General features: G+C 43.6%; 11 protein-coding genes and 6 tRNA genes. 10 read left to right on the top strand and 7 right to left on the bottom strand.

All coding sequences use genetic code 11. The annotated features are described in order from the left end of the window. Positions 1–109: 109 nt before the first annotated feature. Entirely contained in the window at positions 110–718 is a 609-nt protein-coding gene (locus Q3C19_RS15305; RefSeq protein WP_071149674.1) for a thiamine phosphate synthase, read from the bottom strand. A gap of 156 nt (positions 719–874) precedes the next feature. Continuing rightward, a complete protein-coding gene (locus Q3C19_RS15300) occupies positions 875–1,492 on the bottom strand; it encodes a superoxide dismutase (RefSeq protein ID WP_277122914.1) in 618 nt (205 codons plus the stop codon). A gap of 170 nt (positions 1,493–1,662) precedes the next feature. On the opposite strand from Q3C19_RS15300, the gene Q3C19_RS15295 reads away from it, so the two are divergent. The 8 genes from Q3C19_RS15295 to Q3C19_RS15260 all read left to right on the top strand — a co-directional run bounded on the left by Q3C19_RS15295 (position 1,663) and on the right by Q3C19_RS15260 (position 5,929). After that, on the top strand, positions 1,663–4,020 hold the full coding sequence (locus tag Q3C19_RS15295; RefSeq protein ID WP_277122911.1) for an ATP-dependent helicase: 2,358 nt from the start codon (positions 1,663–1,665) through the stop codon (positions 4,018–4,020). An 81-nt stretch (positions 4,021–4,101) separates the two neighbouring features. After that, positions 4,102–5,241 carry a carboxynorspermidine decarboxylase gene (nspC, locus tag Q3C19_RS15290; RefSeq protein ID WP_302730450.1) on the top strand — a complete coding sequence of 380 codons (1,140 nt, stop codon included), beginning with the start codon at positions 4,102–4,104 and terminating at the stop codon, positions 5,239–5,241. A 98-nt stretch (positions 5,242–5,339) separates the two neighbouring features. Next, a tRNA-Gly gene (locus tag Q3C19_RS15285) sits at positions 5,340–5,412 on the top strand. Between the two features lie 22 nt (positions 5,413–5,434). Beyond that, positions 5,435–5,516: transfer RNA gene (locus Q3C19_RS15280), tRNA-Leu, on the top strand. Positions 5,517–5,556: 40 nt separating this feature from the next. Continuing rightward, a tRNA-Leu gene (locus Q3C19_RS15275) sits at positions 5,557–5,640 on the top strand. A gap of 12 nt (positions 5,641–5,652) precedes the next feature. Further along, positions 5,653–5,725: transfer RNA gene (locus tag Q3C19_RS15270), tRNA-Gly, on the top strand. A gap of 24 nt (positions 5,726–5,749) precedes the next feature. Then, positions 5,750–5,831: transfer RNA gene (locus tag Q3C19_RS15265), tRNA-Leu, on the top strand. 25 nt (positions 5,832–5,856) lie between these two features. Next, positions 5,857–5,929 (top strand) — tRNA-Gly (locus tag Q3C19_RS15260). A 568-nt stretch (positions 5,930–6,497) separates the two neighbouring features. Here Q3C19_RS15260 and Q3C19_RS15255 read toward each other — a convergent pair. The 4 genes from Q3C19_RS15255 to Q3C19_RS15240 form a co-directional block, all read right to left on the bottom strand. Further along, positions 6,498–7,046, bottom strand: coding sequence for a 30S ribosomal protein S16 (locus Q3C19_RS15255; protein ID WP_022162809.1), 549 nt, complete (start codon positions 7,044–7,046; stop codon positions 6,498–6,500). Positions 7,047–7,185: 139 nt separating this feature from the next. Continuing rightward, the gene (locus tag Q3C19_RS15250; RefSeq protein ID WP_022162810.1) at positions 7,186–8,478 is read right to left on the bottom strand and encodes a Na+/H+ antiporter NhaC family protein; all 1,293 of its coding nucleotides are present in this window, start codon (positions 8,476–8,478) and stop codon (positions 7,186–7,188) included. A 92-nt stretch (positions 8,479–8,570) separates the two neighbouring features. Then, a complete protein-coding gene (locus Q3C19_RS15245) occupies positions 8,571–10,061 on the bottom strand; it encodes a UxaA family hydrolase (RefSeq protein ID WP_277122465.1) in 1,491 nt (496 codons plus the stop codon). An 11-nt stretch (positions 10,062–10,072) separates the two neighbouring features. Continuing rightward, positions 10,073–11,128 (bottom strand): LacI family DNA-binding transcriptional regulator, encoded by a 1,056-nt coding sequence (locus Q3C19_RS15240; RefSeq protein WP_277122463.1) that lies wholly within the window; start codon positions 11,126–11,128, stop codon positions 10,073–10,075. A 256-nt stretch (positions 11,129–11,384) separates the two neighbouring features. Between Q3C19_RS15240 and Q3C19_RS15235 the strand changes: the two genes are divergently transcribed. Together Q3C19_RS15235 and Q3C19_RS15230 are read left to right on the top strand one after the other, a co-directional pair. Next, positions 11,385–12,410: a sugar kinase gene (locus Q3C19_RS15235; RefSeq protein ID WP_022162813.1), complete on the top strand. Its 1,026-nt coding sequence runs from the start codon at positions 11,385–11,387 to the stop codon at positions 12,408–12,410. A 37-nt stretch (positions 12,411–12,447) separates the two neighbouring features. Then, entirely contained in the window at positions 12,448–13,116 is a 669-nt protein-coding gene (locus tag Q3C19_RS15230; protein WP_022162814.1) for a bifunctional 4-hydroxy-2-oxoglutarate aldolase/2-dehydro-3-deoxy-phosphogluconate aldolase, read from the top strand. Between the two features lie 110 nt (positions 13,117–13,226). Here Q3C19_RS15230 and uvrB read toward each other — a convergent pair whose 3' ends face one another. After that, the gene (gene uvrB, locus Q3C19_RS15225) at positions 13,227–15,293 is read right to left on the bottom strand and encodes an excinuclease ABC subunit UvrB (RefSeq protein ID WP_071149667.1); all 2,067 of its coding nucleotides are present in this window, start codon (positions 15,291–15,293) and stop codon (positions 13,227–13,229) included. Positions 15,294–15,379 lie beyond the last annotated feature (86 nt).

The raw sequence follows: 15,379 nt of genomic DNA, 5'->3' as shown, positions 1-15,379 counted from the left end.
ATAACAACCCAGTCTCATCACCTTCGCACACTATTCTTATAATATATTTACTATGACGTTTATTTAAAATCCCCCCCTTCTTTTAACCCATTAATCCACCGATTTCAAATCAATCAGCCATCTCCTTCAAATGCTTGAAGTGCTGTATGACCTTTATATAATCGCGATCAGAGCAAGCATTGAACTTATTCCATAAGTCACCCATAATCACAGCTCCACCAAATCCGAAATCTTTTATTTCCAGAATGTTATCAGGATTAATACCACCAAAAGCCATTACTTTACTATCTATAATCTTTTCCTTTGCAGCCAACCGAAGTTCTTCGGCAGTAAAGGCGGATGCTACATCAGCTTTGGTTATACAATCGAATATAGGACTCAGGAACACATAGTCATAAAAATGTTTCTTGTTTTTCAGTTCTTCGATAGAATGACAGGTACAACTGATATTGCCAGCATAGTCGTGAGGCTCCTGAGGATTGCGTGCATTCAAATGAATACCTGACAAATTAAATTCATTCTGCAAATAGAAATGCTCGTGAGTCACAATGCGCTTATGATATTTTTCAGGAATCAGAGTAAGCAAGCGCTCGGAATACATAGCGGGGGTTGCAGGTTTCCGCAAATGCAGAATATCCAGCCCTTCTTCAAAAAGAGCTGTAATTATTTGATCTTCTTCTACAAAAAATGTAGGTGGTGTTACAACAATAAGTTTCATATTTACTTGTTTGCTGAAATGTTAAGTTTAGCAAAGTTAGCAAATTCTTATCTATCAGACAATCTTTTGCCCCAAGGCATATCAGATATGCCTGTTAATAGAAAACGCACCCGAAGCAGTTGTATGCTAACGGGTGCGCGTTACAGATTAGAAATATCATTTCAGTCTTTTCTCCACAACTTCCCAATCAATGATATCCCACAAAGCTTTCAAATGATCGGCGCGCCGGTTCTGATAGTCCAGATAATAAGCGTGTTCCCAAACATCGAATGTAAGCAAAGGGGTGAGACCTGATCGGAGAGGATTACTGCCATTCGCTTCTTTGGTAATGTGCAGTTTACCCTGTTGGTCGGCGGAAAGCCAAGCCCATCCTGAACCAAAAAGTCCGGTAGCCGCAGCTGTAAATTCTTTCTTGAAATCTTCAAAACTGCCAAAATCCCGGTTTATAGCTTCGGCCAACGGTCCAGTCGGCTCGTGACGTTTAGGAGTTGGAGAGAATTGCAAGAAATAGAATGTGTGATTAAGTACTTGTCCCGCATTGTTAAACACCGGACCATCAGGAGCTGTGGCAACAATCTCTTCGAGGCTTTTCCCCTCGAATTCTGTTCCCGGAACCAAATTATTCAGATTGTTTACATAAGTTTGCAGATGCTTCCCGTAATGGAAGTCGATAGTAGCCTGACTGATTACAGGTTCCAATGCATTGTGTGCATAAGGAAGTGTGGGCATTTCGAACATCATAATAGTTGCTGTTATTAAAGTGGTGAGTATCATATCTAATTATTATTTTAAGGCTTGTCTTCATAAGACCAAAAAACTTAATACAAATATAAGAAAAGCCTTTGTAATAACAACATGATAGCCAAGGAAAAGTTCACGGCTATTTGAAGCTTTTTCGTATCTTTGCACTGTTTTTATGTTTTATCGGATGATTGTGACAAGCTATGTCAGACTATATAAATGAATTGAACGACAGCCAGCGAGCGGCTGTACTTTACAACGAAGGTCCGTCGTTGGTGATTGCCGGAGCCGGATCAGGAAAAACCCGTGTACTTACATACAAAATAGCATGGTTGCTGGAAAACGGTTATCAGCCATGGAACATTCTGGCACTGACATTTACAAACAAAGCAGCCCGGGAAATGAAAGAGCGTATTGCCAAACAGGTCGGTACCGAAAGGGCACGATATTTGTGGATGGGAACCTTTCATTCCTTGTTCCTACGCATTTTGCATGCCGAAGCATCTCATTTAGGGTTTACATCTCAGTTTACCATTTACGATACAACCGACAGCAAAAGCCTGATCCGTTCCATCATCAAAGAAATGCAACTTGATGAAAAGAACTATAAACCAGGGATGATACAAGCCCGCATCTCCAATGCCAAAAACCATCTTGTATCGCCATCAGACTATGCCCGAAACAAAGAAGCCTACGATGGTGACTGCATGGCTAAAGTACCAGCCTTGCGCGACATTTATCGCCGCTACTGGGAACGTTGCCGGCAAGCCGACGCCATGGACTTTGACGATCTGCTGTTCTATACGTTTTTGCTTTTTCGTGATCATCCCGATGTACTAGCACGCTATCAGGAGCAATTCCGCTACATTCTGGTAGACGAGTATCAGGACACAAACGTGGCACAACACAGCATAGTGATGCAACTGGCCAAGAACCATCAGCATGTGTGTGTAGTAGGAGACGATGCCCAAAGCATCTATTCATTCCGCGGGGCCGATATCGATAATATTCTTTATTTTACCAAAGCATATCCGGGTACCAGAGTGTTTAAACTGGAACAGAACTATCGCTCTACCCAAAGCATCGTGTCAGCAGCCAATAGCCTGATCAGCAAAAATATGCGCCAGATACACAAAGAGGTGTATTCGAAGAAAGACCAAGGAGATCCCATCAGTGTATTTCAGGCATACAGCGATGTAGAAGAAGGCGAAATCGTAATCAATAAGATTGCAGAATTGCGCCGCACTCAAGGATACGGTTATGCTGACTTTGCAGTTCTTTACCGTACGAATGCCCAAAGCCGTATCTTCGAAGAAGCCATGCGCAAGCGTAATATGCCTTATCGCATCTACGGCGGCCTTTCCTTTTATCAGCGTAAAGAGATAAAGGACGTGATTGCCTATTTCCGCCTGGTTGTCAATCCAAACGATGAAGAAGCCTTCAAGCGTATCATCAATTATCCCGCCCGAGGGATAGGCGACACAACAGTAGGTAAAATCATAGCTGCCGCTACTGATAATAAAGTAAGCTTATGGACAGTGCTATGCGAACCGTTGAGCTATGCATTGAACTTCAACAAAGGAACGGTCAGCAAACTGCAAAAGTTCCGCGACCTGATAAACGATCTCATAAAAGATCTCACACAGAAAAATGCCAGCGAACTGGGTGAAGATATCATCCGCAATTCCGGCATCATCAATGATGTGTGCCAAGACAATTCTCCGGAAAACCTGAGTCGGAAAGAAAACATCGAGGAGCTGATGAACGGTATGAGAGATTTTTGTGCCGAAAGACAAGAGGAAGGAAACGAACACATATCCTTAAGCGATTTTCTATCGGAAGTATCGTTGCTGACCGATCAGGATTCTGACAAAGACAGCAATGATGAGAAAATTACATTAATGACTGTCCATTCGGCCAAAGGGCTTGAATTCCGGAATGTTTTTGTCGTCGGCATGGAAGAAAATCTTTTTCCAAGCAGCATGGCAGGCGATTCGCCGCGGGCACTTGAAGAAGAACGGCGCCTGTTCTACGTTGCTATCACACGTGCTGAAGAGCATTGCTACCTTTCCTATGCCAAAACGCGGATGCGTTACGGAAAAACAGAATTTGGAAGTCCGAGCCGTTTCCTGTATGATATAGATACCAATTACCTGCGATTGCCCCAGAATTTGCTGCTCGAACGGCAGATAAATAATAGGGGAGGAGACTTTAGAAGCAGTTCAAACAATGCGTTCCAACCATCGGCTCGTCCGGTTGGCAGTTCGTCGGCTGCATCTTTCTCTGGCGAAACACCTATGGCTTCACGTAAAAGACTGATAGGTTCTTCCATGCCCCGTAATTTAAGACGAGTGGATCCCATCCAGCCTTCTTCGCCCTCTTCCGGCAGCCCAACAGCCCTGCTACACGAGGGACAGTTTATCGAGCACGAACGCTTTGGCCGTGGTGAAGTTCTGAAAGTGGAAGGAGTAGGGGACAATGCCAAAGCGACCATCCGCTTCCAGCATGCCGGAGACAAGCAATTGCTGTTGCGTTTTGCCCGTTTCAAAGTGATAGAATAAAACAAAGAAGACTACACTTTGACATAGAGACTAAAATCAGATAATAAGTACAAACCGAATCATATTCTAAAAGCTGAAAAAATGATAGATTTCACCCTTTTTCCTTCGCCTTGCTATATTATGGAGGAGGAACTGCTGAGAAAGAATCTCACATTAATAAAGAGTGTGGCCGAACGTGCCGGAGTAGAAATAATCCTTGCTTTCAAATCGTTCGCCATGTGGCGCTCTTTCCCCATATTCCGCGAGTATATCGACCATTCAACAGCCAGCTCCGTTTACGAAGCCCGTTTGGCTTTCGAAGAGTTCGGCAGCAAGGCGCACACTTACTCGCCCGCTTACACCGAAGCAGACTTTCCGGAAATAATGCGTTGCAGCAGCCACATCACTTTCAATTCACTGTCGCAGTTCAGCCGGTTCTATCCGATGGTATTGGCCCAAGGGGAATGCATTTCGTGCGGCATCCGCGTAAATCCGGAGTATTCGGAAGTAGAAACCGAACTGTATAATCCGTGTGCGGCAGGCACTCGTTTTGGAGTGATAGCCGACCAGCTCCCCGACCAACTGCCTCAAGGCATCGAAGGCTTCCATTGCCATTGTCATTGCGAATCGTCTTCTTACGAATTGGAGCGCACACTCATTCATCTGGAAGAGAAATTCTCGCGTTGGTTTCCCCAACTGAAATGGTTGAATCTGGGAGGCGGCCACCTGATGACCCGCAAAGATTACGATGTGGAACACCTGATAAGCCTGCTGCAAGGTCTCCGGAAGCGCTATCCCCACTTGCGCATTATACTTGAACCTGGATCAGCCTTTACGTGGCAGACAGGAGTGCTTTCGTCCGAAGTAGTCGACATCGTCGAAAATCGTGGAATACGTACAGCCATTTTAAATGTCAGCTTTACGTGCCACATGCCCGACTGCCTGGAGATGCCTTACCAGCCAGCCATTCGCGGAGCACAAATGGGCGAACAAGGTCCTTACATCTATCGCATGGGAGGCAACTCTTGCCTGAGCGGAGACTATATGGGATATTGGAGCTTCGATCATGAACTGAAGATTGGCGAACGAATTATCTTCGAAGACATGATACATTATACCACCGTCAAGACAAATATGTTCAACGGAATCCATCATCCGGCTATTGCCATGTGGAGTAAAAACGGCGAAGCTAAGATATTCAAAGTTTTTTCTTACGAAGATTATCGTGACAGAATGAGCTGATTATCAACGGAATGGATTCCAACTTGAAATTATTTCGCAAAAAAGTGGCCGAAATGTTTGCTAGTTTAAGGAAAATGCCTACCTTTGCAACCGCAATCGCGGAAATAGCTCAGTTGGTAGAGCACAACCTTGCCAAGGTTGGGGTCGCGAGTTCGAGTCTCGTTTTCCGCTCAAGATGATTGCAATGACCTATGCCCAGGTGGCGGAATTGGTAGACGCGCACGTTTCAGGTGCGTGTGTCGAGAGGCATGCAGGTTCGAGTCCTGTTCTGGGCACAAGGTTATATGATCGTTGTTCTTTGAAAAGATGTCGCATGGAGAGATGGCGGAATTGGTAGACGCGCTACTTTGAGGGGGTAGTGACAATAATGTCGTGGGAGTTCGAGTCTCCTTCTCTTCACGTATCTTTAATGCGGAAATAGCTCAGTTGGTAGAGCACAACCTTGCCAAGGTTGGGGTCGCGAGTTCGAGTCTCGTTTTCCGCTCAAGATATAATTGCAAAAACTTATGCCCAGGTGGCGGAATTGGTAGACGCGCACGTTTCAGGTGCGTGTGTCGAGAGGCATGCAGGTTCGAGTCCTGTTCTGGGCACTATTTTTAAAGAGTTGATGCAATTGCGGAAATAGCTCAGTTGGTAGAGCACAACCTTGCCAAGGTTGGGGTCGCGAGTTCGAGTCTCGTTTTCCGCTCATATTTTTCTGTATTGATTTAGCCTAATTTAAAATTGAAAGATTTTAAATTAGGCTTTTTCTTTTTTCCGAAAATACCCACACACACTCAAGATCAGCAAAGTACCATAATTCATACATACCCATACATTCCATCAACAACCCAACACAAAGAGGGATATTAAACACCCTAAAGAGGCACTTTAGCAAGCCCAAGAGGGACTTTAGCGGCTCAAAGAAGCACCTTACAGCACAAAGAGAAATATCCGCCCCTGACGAAGCATAACCCCGCCAATCCCAAGCATTCTTTCTGCAAAATTAAAAACAAAGAAAAAGTCAGCAATCAGCCTGTCTGAACCTTCCTAACTAGAAAAATATATTTTCTCAGTTGGGCAATAATTTTTCTCCAGTTAGAGAAAAATCGGGGCACTAAAACATCCCATTTAGCTTAAGGTAAAAAAATAGCGCATATCCTTTAGGAATATGCGCCGTAATTTTTTCTCTTCTCATCAATCTCACTCATTCTTCCGAAGGAAAAGAAGAGATTTTAGTTTTAATCCATATAAAAGCACTTCTGCCTAATAAAAAATTATTCAGCAGCAGCTTCTGTTGCGCCTTCTTCGCTTGCGTTAGCAGCTTCCTCGTTCTGAGCTTCTGCAGCAGCCTTAGCAGCTTCTTCTGCAGCTTTCTTTTCTGCCAATGCTTTAGCCTTTGCTTCGTTTACCTTCTTCTCAGCTTCCAGACGTGCCTTAGCTTCAGCTTTCTTAGCCTCTTCATCCTTAGCCTTCAAAGCAGCCAAACCGCTTTGCTTGTTGTTCTTCCAAGCTTCAAATTTAGCTTCAGCTTCAGCTTCGCCAAATGCGCCTTTTGCTACACCACCCAAAAGATGCTTCTTCATGTAAACACCTTCGCGAGAAAGGATGTTACGAACAGTGTCAGTGGGCTGTGCACCTTTCAATACCCAGTCAAGGGCACGATCAAATTTCAAATCTACTGTGGCCGGATTGGTGTTAGGATTGTAAGTACCAATCTTTTCGATAAATCTACCATCACGTGGTGCTCTTGCATCTGCAACTACGATAGCGTAAAAAGCATAGCTCTTACGTCCGTGTCTCTGCAATCTAATTTTTGTTGCCATTTAATTAAAATATTTTTTAGTTAATGATTTGAATAATGCTACTAACTCGTAATAGCGGGCGCAAAGGTAGTTATTTTATTTGGAATAGCACAGCGTTTTTCCTCCTTTTTTCATAAAAACATTCCGATAACTTTCTGATTTATGAATATCTACGAGGATATCTGATCAGAATGGCCAATAATGCACAGATGCCCATACAAAACGGATAATACAAATTACCGATAATGGAAAGGGGAGAAAGTCCCGCCAGTTCTGCAGCAATCAGCATTTGTGCTCCATAGGGAATGATTCCCTGGACGAAACACGAAAAAGTGTCCAGAATACTGGCTACTTTTCTTCTGTCAAGATGAAAACGAATGGCTATGTCTTTTGCTATCGGCCCTGTCGTAATGATAGCAATGGTATTGTTGGCCGTACAAAGGTTGGCTATGCTGACCAGCGCTGCAATGCTGAGTTCCGCTCCACGCTTCCCTTTGACATGACGGGTCAGACGGCCAATTATAAAATCAATACCCCCGTTATAGCGAATAGTCTCCAGCATTCCGCCGGCCAGCAACGTGATAATGATCAATTCGCCCATACCTGTTATTCCATCGCCCATCGAACGGGTCCAGTCGAATAGGGTAGTACCGGTCATGACTCCTATAATACCTGTAGAAGCAATGCCAAGAAGTAACACCAGCATAACGTTGACTCCCGCCACAGCCGTAACCAGGACAATCAGATAAGGAATCACCTTTAGCCATTCGATAGTTACCGCCTGCTGAGAGAACGATAATGACATTCCCTGATAGATATAGTAACACAAGACAATCAGCGCCGCCGGAACCACAATCATACAGTTCACCCGGAATTTATCACGCATCACACAATCCTGCGTCTTGGTAGAAGCAATGGTTGTATCGGATATAAACGAAAGATTGTCTCCAAAAAAAGAGCCGCCTACCACAATGGCAGTCATATAAGACAAATCTATCCCTGTTTTTTCTGCCAGCCCGGCCGCCACAGGCGTCAAAGCGACAATTGTTCCAACACTGGTGCCTATGGAAAGAGAAATGAAACACGCCGCAATAAAAATACCGGCCAGCAGCAGATTGCCCGGCAAGACAGATAAGGTCAAGTTAACTGTTGCATCAATGGCTCCCATCTGCTTGGCACTTTGCGCAAAAGCACCGGCCAAAATAAAGATCCATATCATCAACAGTATATTCTTATTGCTGGCTCCTACCGAAAACTGATAAATTCGCTGCTCCAGATTCAAACCACGCGTAATGGCTATGGCATAACAGGAAGAGACAAGAAATGCAACCGTAATGGGCACCTGATAAAAGTCGTTCACCCAAAGCGAGGTCACCAAATAGATGCATAGAAAGACCATCAAAGGGCTTAATGATAACCATCCACCTTTAGCCTTTGTAGTTGTATTTGTCATTCCGAAAACATTTTCTTTATTACAAGATGAAGGACTGGTCGGGGAAGGTAGTTGTAATCATGAATCTTCCCAACCAGTCCATATACAATCATTTATAACGTAACTCCCGTCTTAAAAATCGCAATTTCCTTATATCCCCTCTTTTCGTTATTGACAAATTCGCCGCTTGCCACTTTTATAATGAAATCAATAAAACGACGGCAGGTTTCTTCGATCGGTTCATCTTCAACGATTACACCGGCATTGAAGTCAATCCATTGCGGTTTTCTCTCAGCCAAGTCTGTATTTGTCGAGATTTTCACTGTAGGTACATAAGTCCCGAAAGGAGTTCCGCGTCCTGTTGTGAAAAGAACCATATGACACCCGCACGAAGCCAAGGCGGTAGCAGCCACCAGATCGTTTCCCGGAGCAGAAAGCAAGTTTAGCCCTTTCACCTTCAAGCGTTCGCCATAAGGGAGTACACCTTCGACATAGCTTTTACCGCACTTTTGCGTACAGCCCAAAGCCTTGTCTTCCAACGTAGAAATACCTCCGGCCTTATTGCCCGGCGAAGGATTCTCGCCAACAGGTTCTCCGTGACTCAAGAAGTATTCTTTAAAATCATTAATCAGCTTTACAGTCTGTTCGAACAGCTCCTTCGTACGGCAGCGATTCATCAATATGGTTTCAGCACCAAACATTTCGGGTACTTCAGTCAATACACTTGTACCTCCCTGTGCAACCAGGAAGTCCGAAAACAGGCCCAACAAGGGATTTGCCGTAATACCGGAGAATCCGTCCGAACCACCACATTTCAGCCCGACACGCAATTCGCTCAACGGTATGTCGGTACGTTCGTCCTGACTGGCACGGCTATACAGCTCACGCAGCAATTTCATTCCCTCCTCGTATTCATCACCCACTTTCTGCACAACCATAAACTTAACGCGGTCTTCATCATACTGGCCTATAAACTCGCGGAATACGTCAGGCTGATTATTCTCGCATCCCAGCCCTACAACCAGCACTCCACCCGCATTAGCATGCAGCACGATATCGCGCAATATTTTTTTCGTATTCTCATGATCATCGCCCAACTGCGAGCAGCCGTAATTATGAGGATAGGCAACAATCGCATCAACCCCTCTGCAACCGGTTTCCTGCCGCAGGCTCTCTGCCAGCTGACCGGCAATCCCGTTCACACATCCTACAGTCGGCACAATCCATATTTCGTTTCGTATACCTACATCACCGTTTTTACGGCGATATCCCTTAAAGGTAAGTCCCTGCTGCGGTATGTCCAACGACGCATCGATAGGATTATATGTGTATTCCAGCAAACCGGACAAATTGGTTTTAATATTACACTCGTTCATCCAGTCTCCCTGCTTTTGCGCTTTACACGTGTGACCTATCGGATACCCGTATTTTATCACATCTTCACCCTGCTCAAAATCTTTCAGGGCAAACTTATGTCCTGCCGGTATGTCTTCATTCAAACAAATATCAATACCATCCACAGAAATTGTTTCTCCGGCCTTAAGCGCGACAATAGCCACTGCAACATTATCAGCCTTGTTGATTTTCAGATATTTGGTTTTCATATCCTCTGATTTTATTTATTGTAATAGAATTCTATATTTTCTTTCGTCAACAAATCTATCGGCATGAAATATTCTCTTGCCACCTCCTTTTTCAAGATGAGATAATCACATAATGCCTTAATTCCATTAAATCCTTGCAAAGTAGGCTGTTGGGCTATGAGGAAAAATATACTTCCCTGTTTCAGACACTCCACATTGCGCTGCAACAAGTCATATCCCATAAGATTAAAATCGCTCATGGCATGTTTTTGCAGGTATTCCCCAATAATGTAAGCTTTGGAATTGAAAGTAATGCCATTTTTTACATCGGGATGAAGACGGAAAAAATCATCTAACATCTTGTTGTCTTCCGTATCATATTTCGCGTGCAAGTTCAGTTCCAGAATCTGACAGGAAGGATGATATTGGTTCATATACTTACGGAATCCGATTTCTCGGCGCTCCTGCTGATTGGATCCGACAATACCGTCATTGATCTTACGGAATATGACAATGGACTGCGCTTCTTTACCCGCAAGCAGCATCAATATACGTGCAGAAAAATATCCGCTCTGATGCGAATTCTGCCCAAAGAACGAAAGGGCAGGTTCTTCTTTTATATTCGAGTCTATATATATATAAGGTATATGACGCTCCGACAGTTCATCCGTAAATGGTTTAGTATACTGTGGGGCAGTCGGTGCAACCATTACTCCGTCGGGATTTGTATCTAAAATCTGTAGTGCAGCCGTTTCGAATGAATGATAATCGTAAGGGTCATAATACAATATATCCGCATTTATATTAAAATCCGAATAAGTCTCCAACGCCTGCCTTATACCAGCTTCTACATCGGTCCAGTATTCTCCTTCTTCATGTTGTGGCAATAAGCAAGTAAAAGCATATTTCTTATTGGAAGCCAATGCACTGGCATACATATTAGGTTGATAGTCCAACTGTTTCAATATCTCTTCCACCCGTTTACGGCTTGCTTCAGACACACCACTTCTGCCATGTATTACACGGTCGACCGTACCTACTGATACATCAGCCATTTTGGCTATATCTTTTATTCTAACCCTTGTCATCTTGATTTTTTTGTCTTTTTATGCTGATTTGTGCCCGTACACAATAATAATCTAAAAATTATCGACACAAATATACGATAATTTTTTGTATTTCAAAAAAAGTTGTACCTTTGTGCTCGCACACGGAAGTTAGAAACAGGGAATACCTGATCGATCTTATCGTTCAATGATTCAACTCTTTAACTGCCGTTATGAGAGATAATATAATAAATTGAAAGACACTTAATTATTATATATTTAATAAAATAGAAAAATTATGGGAAAGAAAGTCGTTACATTAGGTGAAATTATGCTGAGACTGTCTACTCCGGGCAATACCCGATTTGTTCAGTCGGACTCTTTTGATGTAGTATATGGAGGGGGTGAAGCCAACGTAGCTGTCAGCTGTGCTAACTACGGACATGACGCTTACTTTGTAACCAAACTGCCTAAGCATGAAATTGGCCAATCGGCAGTAAATGCGTTGCGCAAATATGGTGTAAAGACTGACTTTATAGCTCGTGGCGGCGACCGTGTAGGTATCTATTATTTAGAGACCGGAGCTTCCATGCGTCCCAGTAAAGTAATCTACGACCGTGCACATTCGGCTATTGCAGAAGCCAATCCTGAAGATTTTGATTTTGACGAAATCATGAAAGGAGCAGACTGGTTCCATTGGTCTGGCATCACTCCGGCCATTTCGGACAAGGCAGCTGAATTAACACGTCTGGCTTGCGAAGCTGCCAAGCGACACAATGTTACAGTATCCGTAGACCTGAACTTTCGCAAAAAGCTGTGGACAAAAGAAAAGGCTCAGTCTATCATGAAACCTTTGATGAAATATGTAGATGTTTGCATCGGTAACGAAGAAGACGCAGAACTCTGCTTAGGATTTAAACCCGATGCTGATGTTGAAGGTGGAAAAACAGATGCAGCCGGATATAAGGGAATCTTCAAAGCCATGGCTGAAGAATTTGGTTTCAAATATGTTGTTTCTACATTGCGCGAATCTTATTCAGCTACTCACAACGGCTGGAAAGCAATGATCTACAACGGTAAAGAATTCTACGAATCCAAACATTATGATATCAACCCGATTATCGACCGCGTTGGAGGAGGCGACTCTTTCTCGGGTGGAATTATCCACGGCTTGCTGACCAAGCCCGATCAAGGTTCGGCTCTTGAATTTGCTGTTGCCGCATCTGCATTGAAGCATACGATCAATGGTGACTTCAATCTGGTATCTGCTGAAGAAGTTGAAGCACTGGCAGGCGGTGATGCAAGCGGACGAGTACAAAGATAATAAGTGATAAAAGCTGATAACATAAAATCATAAGAAAATGGCTAAATTTGATAAGATTGCAGTGCTAAATAAAATCGGTTCAACAGGTATGGTTCCGGTTTTCTATCATAAAGATGCTGAGATTGCAAAAAAAGTAGTAAAAGCTTGCTATGAAGGTGGTGTACGTGCTTTCGAGTTTACCAATCGTGGTGATTTTGCCCATGAAGTATTTACCGAAGTGGTAAAATTCGCCGCTAAAGAATGCCCGGAAATGGCTTTAGGCGTAGGTTCCATTGTTGATCCTGCTACAGCTGCCCTCTACTTGCAATTGGGTGCAAACTTTATTGTAGGTCCGCTGTTCAATCCTGAAATAGCAAAAATCTGTAACCGTCGCCTGGTTCCTTATACCCCTGGATGCGGTAGCGTATCAGAAGTTGGATTTGCTCAGGAAGTAGGTTGCGATCTCTGCAAGATATTCCCGGGAGATGTTCTTGGCCCGAAACTGGTAAAAGGCCTGTTGGCACCTATGCCATGGTCCAAGCTGATGGTTACAGGAGGAGTAGAGCCGACACAGGAAAACCTGACCTCTTGGATCAAAGCCGGTGTATTCTGTGTAGGTATGGGTTCTAAGCTCTTCCCCAAAGACAAAATTGCCGAGGAAGACTGGGGTTACATTACCAACAAGTGCAAAGAAGCTTTGGGCTACATTGCAGAAGCCAGAAAATAAGCATTAGCTATAAAGAATATTAATTCATTTTGTTTAAAGGTGTTTCTAAAGGGACGAAGGCTGTGTTCAAATAAACCGATTACATCGTTTATTTTGATACAGCCTTTTGTCTATTTGTTTTTGAGCAGTTCTTCCAGAGAAAGCACCTCATCCCGATATTGGGCAGCTTCTATAAAATCCAATCTCTTAGCAGCCTCTTGCATTAATTTCTTTGTACGCTCAATGCTCTTTTCAAGTTGGGCACGAGTCATGTATTGAACAATAGGGTCGGCAGCCATGTGAGCATTTGCTTCCTGTTCCATATACGGACGTGGAGAAGCTGTAGAAGCTTTCTCGCGCGGAACAGATACTGCGGTGGTGGCATCTGGATTTTCGGACGACGCTGTAAAAACATTCAGATTTGCAGCTTTCCTGATTTGCTGTGGCGTAATTCCATGCTCTTCATTATACTTCAACTGCTTTTCGCGCCGGCGGTTGGTCTCGTTGATGGTAAGTTGCATACTTTCCGTTATACGGTCGGCATACATAATAACCATTCCGTTCACATTACGCGCCGCACGGCCTGCTGTCTGTGTCAACGAACGATGCGAACGTAAAAAGCCCTCCTTGTCAGCATCCAGAATGGCAACAAGAGAAACTTCAGGCAAGTCCAAGCCTTCGCGCAAAAGATTTACCCCGACTAACACATCGTATTCACCTTCACGCAACGCACTCATAATCTTGACCCTCTCGAAAGTCTCAACATCGCTATGAATGTAGCTGCACCTGATATCGTTGTTCAACAGATATTCGGTTAATTCTTCTGCCATACGTTTTGTAAGGGTAGTGACCAACGTCCGTTCGTTTCGTTCAATCCTTATCTGTATTTCCTCCATCAAATCATCAATCTGGTTATGACTGGGACGTACTTCTATGACAGGATCCAACAACCCGGTAGGACGAATAACCTGCTCCACAACAATACCTTCCGACTTTATCAATTCATAATCCGCCGGAGTCGCACTGACGTAAATAACCTGCTTAGCCATCGCCTCGAATTCATCGAATTTCAGTGGACGATTATCCATTGCGGCAGGAAGCCGGAAACCATATTCCACCAGGTTTTCTTTTCGTGCACGGTCGCCTCCATACATTGCCCGGATTTGGGGCACACTGACATGACTCTCATCAATGACAATCAGGAAGTCATCCGGAAAGAAGTCCAATAAACAATAAGGACGGGTACCAGGAGCACGCCCGTCAAAATAACGCGAATAGTTTTCAATTCCGGAACAATGCCCCAACTCACGAATCATCTCCATATCGTAAGTAACACGTTCTTGAAGTCTTTTGGCTTCCAATGCACGTCCTTGTTCTTCAAACCATTGTACCTGTTTGTGCAGATCATCCTCTATCTCGTGAATGGCTCGCAAAGTGGCCTCTTTGGTTGTCATAAAAAGATTGGCCGGATAAATTTTATAAGAATCAAATTTACCTAATACAACTCCACTCACAGGATCCACTTCCTCAATGCTGTCTATTTCATCTCCCCAGAAAATGACACGCAACAGATTATCCGCATAAGCAAGGAATATGTCTATCGTATCTCCCTTTACACGAAAGTTTCCCCGGTTCAAATCAATATCATTACGTACATAAAGACTATCAACCAAACGGCGCAAAAAGACATTGCGGCTGAAATTCTTACCCTGCACAACTTCAATGACATTATTATAAAAGTCCGCAGGATTTCCCATACCATATATACACGAAACCGAGGAAACTACAACAACATCTTTCCGGCCGGAAAGCAATGCAGAAGTAGCAGCAAGCCGCAGCTTGTCAATTTCGTCATTAATGGCAAGGTCTTTTTCTATATAAGTATCCGAAGAAGGCAAATAGGCTTCCGGCTGATAATAGTCATAATAAGAAACGTAATACTCTACGGCATTATTCGGAAAAAAGTTCTTAAACTCACTATAAAGCTGTGCTGCCAATGTTTTATTATGGCTCAACACCAATGTCGGCTTATTAACGTTAGCTATAACATTGGCTATCGTAAAAGTCTTTCCCGAACCCGTAACGCCAAGTAAAGTCTGTGCGGGGAGACCCTGAAGTACACCTTCTGTAAGTTGGGCAATAGCTTCCGGCTGATCTCCTGTAGGCTGATAAGCTGATGTCAGTTCAAATTTATTCATTTTCTTCTTTTATAGACAGCAATATTCGGCAAAATCTTTGATATATACAAAAAAAATCGTTTCTTTGCGATGATAATCAACCCAAA

It is taken from the genome of Bacteroides sp. ET489, assembly GCF_030518095.1.
GTDB lineage: Bacteria > Bacteroidota > Bacteroidia > Bacteroidales > Bacteroidaceae > Bacteroides > Bacteroides ndongoniae.
This window is presented reverse-complemented; position numbering and strand designations above follow the sequence as displayed.